Raw genomic sequence first — 8446 nt, 5'->3', positions numbered from 1 at the left:
GCGCGGGGCGGACCGGGGGCCCGGCGCCGGCCCGCGGCGCGGGGGGCCCCGCGGGTCGGCGCCCCCCGGCGGCGGCCAGGGGGGCCGCTGCCGGCGGGAGGGCGGGCCGCGTCGGCTGCCGCGGGCAGCCGGATCAGGCCGGCATCGGGCCGGCATCGGGCCCGCTGGCTGCCGCCGGTGGTCGGGAACGCGCGGGGCCCGCCGCGCCGCGGGCCGGTGTCGGGCACCGGGACCGCTGCGGGCGGGCGGCCGCGCGTCGGGCGGCGGCTACTTCTTCCTGTGCTTGCCGCGCATCTGCTCCCCCGCTTCGCGGGCGCGATCGTCGAGATCGGCGCGGGCCTCCTTGGCCTCGCCCCGGACCTGGTCCATCTTGCCTTCGGCCTGCATGCGCTTGTTGCCGGCGATCTTTCCGACGGCTTCCTTCGCCTTGCCCTTGGCCTGCTCCATCTTGCCCTTGTCAGCCATAGCGAACTCCTTGGGTCGGGAACTCCCCCGGCCATCAACCTAGGCGAAGCACCGCGGTCCTGCGCGGCGAGAACGGCGTGCGTGGCGGCCCGGCGGGCGGCGGGCGGGCAGACGGGGCCGGTCAGAACGCGTTGCGGCGGCGCAGCCGGAAGGGGCGGCCGTCCGGGTCGACGAGCAGGTGATGGGCGGGGGTCGCCAGGATCCGGGCGGGCGTCGACAGCTCGGGCGGCACGTACCGGCGGAGCCGCCCCGGCGGGCGCGGGCCGCGGCAGCCGCCGTCGTGCCAGGCGTCGAGGGCCGCGGCCGCGGCCGCGAACGCGTCGAAGGCGGCCACCGGGTCGCAGAGGGCGCCGTCGTCGGCGGGGTCGAGGTCGAGGTGCTCGCGGGAGAGTTCCAGGCGCAGCCGGCGGGCGAAGGAACGGGCGCCGTCGCCGAGGGCGCCCGGATCGGCGGGCGGGCGGCCGTCGGCGGTCTCGTCCAGGACGGCGCAGCTGAGTTCCGAATCGTGCGTCCAGGAGCGGAGGTTGATGTTGTCGGAGCCGATGGACGCCCACACGTCGTCGATGACGCAGACCTTGGCGTGGACGTAGACGGGGGTGCCGGCGTGGTTCTCCAGCGCGTACACCGCGACGCGGTCGCCGCCGGCCCGGCGCAGCCCGTTCAGGGCGGTGATGCGGCCGATGAGGTTCATCGGCAGGGTCAGCCGGCCGTCCTGTTCCGGGAGGGCGGGGATGACGGCCGCCAGCCGAAGCCCGGGGTGGGCCCGCAGGGCCTGCGCGAAGCAGTCGACGACCCGCGGCGACCACAGGTACTGGTCCTCCAGGTAGATCAGGGCGCGGGCCCGCCGGACCGCTTTGAGGTAGCCGCGGGCGATGCTGCGCTCGCCGTCGCGGGCGAAGGCGTATCCGCCGAACAGCCGGTTGGGGTAGGTGCGCAGCACCTGCACGGTGTGGGAGCCGCACGGTTCGGGGTCGGGGGGCTGCGGCGGCAGGCCGTCGGCGTGGGTGTCCTCGCGGTGCGCGCGCGCCCGCAGGCGGGTGAGGGGGCTGCGGCTCAGGGGTGCCGGGTCCTCCCAGCGCTCGCGGAAGACGGTCTCCAGGTCGCCGACGACCGGCCCGCGCAGGGCGAGCTGGACGTCGTGCCAGGGGGGGTTCGCCCCGTAGGCGTCGGCCATGCGGAGGGCCTGGGGGTCGCCGCCGTGGGCGGCGTCGTCGTTGCGGCTGCGGCAGAGGTCGATGCCGCCGGCGTACGCGATGTCGAGCCAGGGGCGGCCGGGGTGGCGGAGCACGAGGAGCTTCTGGTGGTGCGAGCCGCCCGGCCGGACCCGCATGTCCAGGAGGCATTCGCCGCCGGCTGCCTCGATCTCCTCGCCGAGGTGGCGGTTCTCCGTCTCGCTGAACTGGAAGCGGTCCAGGTGCGAGCGCCACACCAGGCCCTTGACGACGACGCCGCGTTCGGCGGCCCGGCACAGGACGGCGCCGATCTCGCTTCCGGCGCGCTCACCGTCGCGGGTGCGGCCGTCGGGCGTGCGGTGGGGGGCGAGCCGTTCGTCCGGATCGCCGCGCCAGTCGGTGAACAGCAGCAGGTCCCCGGCGCGCATGGCGCCGATCCGCTCCAGCAGCTCCGCGAAGTAGGCGGCTCCGTGGACGACCGGCCGCGCCTCGTTCCCCCGTGACCAGGCAACGCCGCCCGGGTGGCGCCGGTCGAGGCGGGTGTCCGGATTGCCGCGCTCGGCGGCGGTCAGAAGCCAGGTACTCGGGTCGGCAGGGGCCATGGCATGCGTCTCCTTCCCGCCGCCCGCCCCTACCCGGAGGGCCGGGTCGCACACCCGGGGCTGTGGAGCGGGGCGGTGCCGGTCACCGTCGGTGATCGAAAAGATGCCGGTGGGCACCGGCCGTGTGAGGGTGGGCGCACGCCCGCCATGCGCCGGCACGGCAGGGCACGAGAGACGGGAGCCGTCGCCATGGACGGAACGAAGGACACGCGCCGCGGGTCCGACAGCGGGGGCGAGGAGCAGGAGCGCGCGCGTAAGGGCCAGGACCGCTCGCGCCCGGCTCCGGGCCGGGCGGCGGGCAAGACCCCGGAGGAGCTCGGCCGCCGCCCGGGCGAAGCGGCCCAGGAAGAGGAGCACGACGCGCCGAACCGCCCCGACGACCGCTGACGCACCCGCGCCCGCCCCCGCCGGTCGGCCCGCCGCCCGCACGGCCCGCCGGAACCGGCCTGCCGCCGGGCGGCGTCCCCGCGGAAGCCCACAAGATCGGCTTCCTCGGAGACGCCATACCCCACACGGCCCCCCGCTTCCTGTACCTCACCCGGCACGCCGAGGCCGCGGAGGACGGGAGCGGGCTCACGGAGGTGGGCCGCCGCCAGGCCGTCCTGCTCGGGGAGCGGCTGCGGGGTGTTCCGCTGACGGCGATTCACCACGGGCCGCTGCCCCGTGCCGCGCAGACCGCGCGACTGGTCGGCGACCGGCTCGACGGCGTCCCGCTGCGGCTCTCCTCCGCGGCCGGCGACTACGTGCCCCACGTTCCGGCGCGGGAGGAGCTGCCCGCGGAGGCGGCCGACGCCGTGCTGGGCTTCCCCGACCGGATTCCGGCCGAGGAACGCAGGCGGGGCCCCGGCCTGGCGGCGGCAGCGCTCGCGGAGTTCACCGGCCCGGTCGCGGGCGAGGAGCCGCGGCACGAACTCGTCGTCACCCACAACTTCCTCGTCGGCTGGCTCGTTCGGGCCGCCCTTGACGCGCCGGAGTGGCGCTGGATCGGCATCGACCACGCCCATGCGGCGCTGACCGTCATCCGCTACGTGCCCGGTCGGCCTGCCGCGCTGGTGCTGTTCAACGACGCGGGCCATCTCCCGGCCGAGCTACGCTGGACCGGTTTCCCGCCGGAGCTGCACGTCTGAGGTCCCGGTCGGGCCGGCCGTCAGCCCGCGGGGTCGGGCGCGGTGCGGGTGGCGTGGAGGAGGGCCGTGAGGTCGCGGGCCGTGTCGCGGTGGCGGCGGGGGGCCGATGGGCTCCGCTCCACGATGCGTGCCGCCCGGGCCATGGCGCGCAGCGCCCGTACGGAGCCGGTGGTCGCCACCGTGCCCGAAAGCGCGGCCAGGGCGTGGGAGGCCTCGCGCCAGTCGGCCGCCTGGGCGAGGACCCGGGCGGGTTCGGCGGCGAAGAGGACCCGGTAGGCGGGGCCGCCGCCGGCGTCGTGCACGGCGCGGTGGAGCAGTTCGGCTGCGCGGTCCGGGCGGCCCAGGGCGGCTTCGGCCAGGCCGTGGTGGCCGTCGAGTTCGCGGCGGTCCATCCACCAGGCCCATGCGGGGTCGCGGGGGCCGGGCGGGTCGGCGAGCAGTTCGGACGCGGTGCGCAGGGACCGCCTGGCCTGCGGGCCGCGGCCGAGGCGGGCGAGTGCGCGTCCGGCGCGGACCTGGAAGCCGGCCGCGACGCGGCCGGGGAGGTCGGGGCGGGCCAGGACGGTGGAGGCGATCCGCAGCGAGCGGTCGGGCCGCCTGGGCCAGTATGCCGGGGGGCCGGGTCAGCGGCTGTGGGATCCGTACACGCGCATGGCCAGCGGCATGAACACGGCGGTGATGGCCGCGGCCCAGGCCAGGGACCACAGGACGGGACCGCCGGCCGGGGTGCCGAGCAGGAGGCCGCGGAAGGCGTCCGAGAGGTGGGTGACCGGGTTGACGTTCACCCAGGCCTGGAGCCAGCCCGGCATGGTGTCGACGCGGGCGAACGCGCTGCTCGTGAAGGTGATCGGGAAGATGAAGGTGAAGGCGTACACCTGCACCTTCTCGGCGTCACCGGCGAGCATCCCGATCAGGACCGCCGTCCAGGACACCGCCGCCGCGAAGAGGAGGAGCAGCACGGTCGCGGCGAGGAAGCCGCCGAGGCCGCCGGTCAGCCGGAAGCCGAGCAGGGTGCCCAGGCCGATCATCAGGAGCATCGCCCACAGCTGCTTGGCGAGGTCGGCGGCTATGCGCCCGAACAGCGGGGCGGAGCGGGCGATGGGCAGGCTGCGGAGCCGGTCGAAGACGCCCTTGGTCAGGTCGGTGTTCAGCGACATGGCGGTGTACATGCTCATGAAGAGCGTGTTCTGGACGATGATCCCGGCGAGGGCGTACTGGAGGTACTCCTGCGGGGAGCCCGCCATCTGCCCGCCGAAGACGTAGGTGAACAGGAACACGAACATGATCGGCGTGATGCTGTAGTCGACCAGTTCGAGCGGGTTGTGCTTGACGGAGACGAGGCTGCGCCACGCCATCGTGGCGGTCTGCTGGAGGGCGGCGAACGGCCGCGCCCGGGTGCCGGAGGGGCCGAGGGCGTCGGTGACGGTGGTGCTGGTCATGACGGGCTCCCTGCGGGCGCGTAGTCGTCGTGGTCGTGGTCGTGGCCGCGGCCGTTGTCCTCGGCGCCGGCCGGCGGGGCCTCCGGCCGGGCGCGGTGGCCGGTGAGGGCCAGGAACACCTCGTCGAGGGAGGAGCGGCGCAGGGTGAGCTCCGCGACGGCCACGCCGGCCTGGTCGAGGCGGCGCACGACGCGCGGCATCAGGGCCGGGTCCCCGACGGGTGCCGTGACGGCCCCCTCCTCGATGGTGGTCTGCGGTCCGGCCTCCTCCGCGACCAGCGCACACGCCGGCGCGAGGTCGTCGGGGCGGAGCGGGCGCAGGTGCAGCACCTGGCCGCCGACCTGGGACTTCAACTGGTCGGGGGTGCCGTCTGCGATGACCTTGCCCTTGTCGACGACGACGATGCTGTCGGCGAGCCGGTCGGCCTCGTCGAGGTACTGCGTGGTCAGCAGGACGGTCATGCCGTCGGCCACGAGTCCGCGGACCATGTCCCAGACCTCGCCGCGGCTGTGCGGGTCGAGCCCGGTGGTCGGCTCGTCGAGGAAGAGGATCCGCGGCCGGCCGACGAGACTGGCCGCGAGGTCCAGGCGGCGGCGCATGCCGCCCGAGTACGTCTTCACGGCCCGCCCGGCCGCGTCGGAGAGGCGGAAGTCCTCCAGCAGCTCGGCCGCGCGGGTGCGCGCGGAGCGGCGCGGCAGGCCGAGCAGCCGGCCGATCATCACCAGGTTCTCGGTGCCGGTCATGTTCTCGTCGACGGCGGCGTACTGCCCGGTCAGGCCGATCAGCGAGCGGACCCGGCCCGCCCGCCGCACCACGTCGTACCCGCCGACCTCGGCCCGGCCGGCGTCCGGGCGCAGCAGGGTGGCGAAGATCCGCACCGCGGTCGTCTTGCCGGCCCCGTTGGGCCCGAGCAGCCCCAGGACGGTGCCCGCGGGCACCGCCAGGTCGACCCCGTCGAGCGCGCGGGTCTCCTTGAACCGTTTGGCCAGGCCCTCGGCCTGGATCGCGTACCGCATGGGGTCCACCTCTTCCAGCGGGATGGGCATCCCCTCCACTGTGACGCACGCCACTGACACCGGCCGTCCGGCGGCTGTCGGTGCCGCCTGCTACAACTGCTCCGCCGCGGAACCGACGGGGCGCACGGAGCAGAGGGCGGGAGAGGGACCATGGGATATCCGGGACGTCTGACGGAGTGGTACGGGCTTCCGGTGCACGACTTCCCGGGCGGCCGGGGCGGGGGCGCGGCCGCGCTGCCCGAGCCGGACGCCGTGGCGTGGCGGGTCTCGGCCGACACCTGGGAGGTGAGGGAGACCTGGCCGGACGTGTTCGCCCGGTTCCGGGCCGCCGTGGACACGACCCGGGTGCGGTCGCTCGTCGTCGGCTGCGTGCGGCACACGGTCGAGGTGGGCCCGGACGAGGTCAACGCGGCGATATGGGAGGCCCGCGAGCAGTTCCCGGCCCTGCGGGCGGTGTTCCTCGGCGACATGGACAACCGGGAGCTGGAGATCTCCGCCATCCACCAGGGCGACGTCGGCCTGCTCCTGGAGGGGCTGCCGGAGCTGGAGGAGCTCGGTGTGAGGGGCGGCAGCGGGCTGGAGTTCCGGGCGCTCGCGCACCGCCGGCTGCGGTCCCTGGTCGTCCAGTCGGGCGGGATGCCCGCGGCGGCCGTACGCGGCGTCGCCGGCAGCGACCTGCCCGCCCTGGAGCACCTGGAGCTGTGGCTCGGGACGCACTGGTTCGGCGGGGACTGCGAGATCGGGGACCTGGCGCCCCTCTTCGAGGGGTCGCTGCTGCCGCGTCTGCGCCGACTGGGGCTGCGCAACAGCGACATCCAGGACGAGATCGCCGCCGCTGCGGCGTCCGCACCGATGGTCGGGCGGCTGGAACACCTCGACCTGTCCCTGGGCATCCTCACCGACGAGGGGGCGCGCGCCCTGCTGGCCGGCCGGTCGCTCACCCGCCTCAAGAGCCTCGACCTGCACCACAACTACATCGGCGAGCCGCTGCGGCGGCGCCTGCGGGAGGTCTTCGAGGGCGCCGGAACGGCCCTGGACGCGGACCCCGGTCACGCCGGCACGACCGAGTGCGACGGCGAGGTGACCCGGTACGTCGCCGTCGGCGAATAGGGGACGGCCGGCGGCGGTCCGGCTCGGACGGCGGCCGGCAGCGGGGCCGCCTATGCTCGGGAGGGGGGTCGTCCCGAGCCCTGGAGGCGGTCTTATGTCCGAGGCGACCGACGCGGTCGCGGCCGATCGCGCGCTGAAGGCCCGCCACCGGGCCATGTGGGCCATGGGCGACTACCCTTCCGTCGCCTCGCACGTCATCCCGGAGGCCGGTGCCCAGCTCGTCGAGGAGTGCGGCGTACAGCGCGGGGACAGCGTCCTGGACATCGCGGCGGGCGCCGGCAACGCGGCGATCCCGGCCGCGCTGGCCGGGGCGGACGTGGTGGCCTGCGACCTGACGCCCGAACTGCTGGAGACGGGCAGGCAGGTGGCCGCCGTGCGCGGGGTGCGCCTGGACTGGCGGGAGGCGGACGCCGAGCACCTGCCCTTCGCCGACGGCGAGTTCGACGTCGTGATGTCCTGCTTCGGCATCATGTTCGCGCCGCACCACCAGGCGGCCGCCGACGAGATGGTCCGGGTGTGCCGCCCCGGAGGCACGATCGGCATGTCCAACTGGACGCCGCAGGGCTTCATCGGCCGCATGTTCGCGGCGATGAAGCCGTACGCGCCGCCCCCGCCGCCCGGGGCGTCGCCGCCTCCGCTGTGGGGCGACGAGGAGCACGTGTACGAGCTGCTCGGGGACCGCGTCACGGACGTGGAGGCCCGGCGCCGCACGGTCCGCGTCGACGCCTTCCCCGAGCCGGGCTCGTTCCGCACCTTCTTCAAGTCCTGCTACGGCCCGACCATCGCCGTCTACCGGTCGCTGGGCGAGGACTCCGACCGTGCGGCGGCCCTGGACCGCGAACTGGACGCGCTCGCCGAGGAGCACACCCGCGACGGTGCGATGGAGTGGGAGTTCCTGCTGCTCACGGCGCACCGGACGGCCTGACTTCGGCGCCGGCCCTCACAGGGGGCCGTACAGCCAGTTCCCGGCGGCCTCGGCGTCGTCGCTGGTGAAGAACTCGATGACGGCGGCGTGGACGTCGACGGGGTCCAGGCCGCCGTCCCCGCTGCGGTCGAGCCGCCCGAAGGCGTCCTCCATGTCCTCGCGGGCGATCCCTCCGAGGGCCTCGCCCATGCGGAGGTACTCGTCGAGGACGATCCTGCCGTCGCCGTCGGCGTCGCAGAGGGCGAGCCAGGCGGCCGCCGCCTCGTGGACCGCGGTGAGGAAGGCGGCGGGGGCGGTGGCGACGGCGGCGCGGACGCCGCGCTCGTACGCGGCGAGGCCGAGCCGGCCCGTGCCGCCGCCGTCCATGTGGCGCAGGTGCGCCTCCCAGATCCGGGCCAGGGCGGCGCGCAGCCGTTCCGCCTTCTCCTGGCCGGCGGGCAGGGCGGCGGCCATGCGGTCCGCGGCGGCGGGCAGGTCGGCCGCGGTGAGGTAGCCGTCCCGGTCCGCGTCCAGCAGGGAGAACATGTGCCGCAGCTTGTGCGTCAGCACCGGGGTCGCGGTGGGGGTCACGGGGGTCCTCCTCGGTGGGC

The 8446-nt window shown here is 75.6% G+C and carries 10 protein-coding genes; 4 read left to right on the top strand and 6 right to left on the bottom strand.

Annotation, left to right across the window (positions count from 1 at the left end):
- Positions 1 to 267: 267 nt before the first annotated feature.
- Together EF903_RS23835 and EF903_RS23830 are read right to left on the bottom strand one after the other, a co-directional pair.
- Positions 268 to 465: a CsbD family protein gene (locus tag EF903_RS23835; RefSeq protein ID WP_125546381.1), complete on the bottom strand. Its 198-nt coding sequence runs from the start codon at positions 463 to 465 to the stop codon at positions 268 to 270.
- A gap of 121 nt (positions 466 to 586) precedes the next feature.
- A complete protein-coding gene (locus EF903_RS23830) occupies positions 587 to 2239 on the bottom strand; it encodes a phospholipase D-like domain-containing protein (RefSeq protein WP_125546379.1) in 1653 nt (550 codons plus the stop codon).
- Positions 2240 to 2428: 189 nt separating this feature from the next.
- On the opposite strand from EF903_RS23830, the gene EF903_RS23825 reads away from it, so the two are divergent.
- The gene (locus tag EF903_RS23825) at positions 2429 to 2626 is read left to right on the top strand and encodes a hypothetical protein (protein WP_125546377.1); all 198 of its coding nucleotides are present in this window, start codon (positions 2429 to 2431) and stop codon (positions 2624 to 2626) included.
- 116 nt (positions 2627 to 2742) lie between these two features.
- The gene (locus EF903_RS23820) at positions 2743 to 3366 is read left to right on the top strand and encodes a histidine phosphatase family protein (RefSeq protein ID WP_125546375.1); all 624 of its coding nucleotides are present in this window, start codon (positions 2743 to 2745) and stop codon (positions 3364 to 3366) included.
- A 20-nt stretch (positions 3367 to 3386) separates the two neighbouring features.
- Here EF903_RS23820 and EF903_RS23815 read toward each other — a convergent pair whose 3' ends face one another.
- The 3 genes from EF903_RS23815 to EF903_RS23805 form a co-directional block, all read right to left on the bottom strand.
- Positions 3387 to 3758 carry a hypothetical protein gene (locus EF903_RS23815; RefSeq protein ID WP_125546373.1) on the bottom strand — a complete coding sequence of 124 codons (372 nt, stop codon included), beginning with the start codon at positions 3756 to 3758 and terminating at the stop codon, positions 3387 to 3389.
- 231 nt (positions 3759 to 3989) lie between these two features.
- Positions 3990 to 4805: an ABC transporter permease gene (locus EF903_RS23810; protein ID WP_125546371.1), complete on the bottom strand. Its 816-nt coding sequence runs from the start codon at positions 4803 to 4805 to the stop codon at positions 3990 to 3992.
- Complete coding sequence (locus EF903_RS23805; protein ID WP_125546383.1) at positions 4802 to 5821, bottom strand: ATP-binding cassette domain-containing protein; 1020 nt, start codon at positions 5819 to 5821, stop codon at positions 4802 to 4804. Before EF903_RS23805 ends, EF903_RS23810 begins: the two co-directional genes overlap by 4 nt.
- A 150-nt stretch (positions 5822 to 5971) precedes the next feature.
- Between EF903_RS23805 and EF903_RS23800 the strand changes: the two genes are divergently transcribed.
- Complete coding sequence (locus EF903_RS23800; protein WP_125546369.1) at positions 5972 to 6931, top strand: STM4015 family protein; 960 nt, start codon at positions 5972 to 5974, stop codon at positions 6929 to 6931.
- 94 nt (positions 6932 to 7025) lie between these two features.
- Entirely contained in the window at positions 7026 to 7856 is an 831-nt protein-coding gene (locus EF903_RS23795; protein WP_125546367.1) for a class I SAM-dependent methyltransferase, read from the top strand.
- A 15-nt stretch (positions 7857 to 7871) separates the two neighbouring features.
- Here the strand turns inward: EF903_RS23795 and EF903_RS23790 are convergent, their stop codons facing one another.
- Positions 7872 to 8426 (bottom strand): EF-hand domain-containing protein, encoded by a 555-nt coding sequence (locus EF903_RS23790; protein ID WP_125546365.1) that lies wholly within the window; start codon positions 8424 to 8426, stop codon positions 7872 to 7874.
- Positions 8427 to 8446: the final 20 nt, after the last annotated feature.

It is taken from the genome of Streptomyces sp. WAC05292, assembly GCF_003949955.1.
Lineage (GTDB): Bacteria > Actinomycetota > Actinomycetes > Streptomycetales > Streptomycetaceae > Streptomyces > Streptomyces globosus.
The sequence above is the reverse complement of the archived record's forward strand: the minus strand, read 5'-3'. Positions and strand labels throughout refer to the sequence as shown.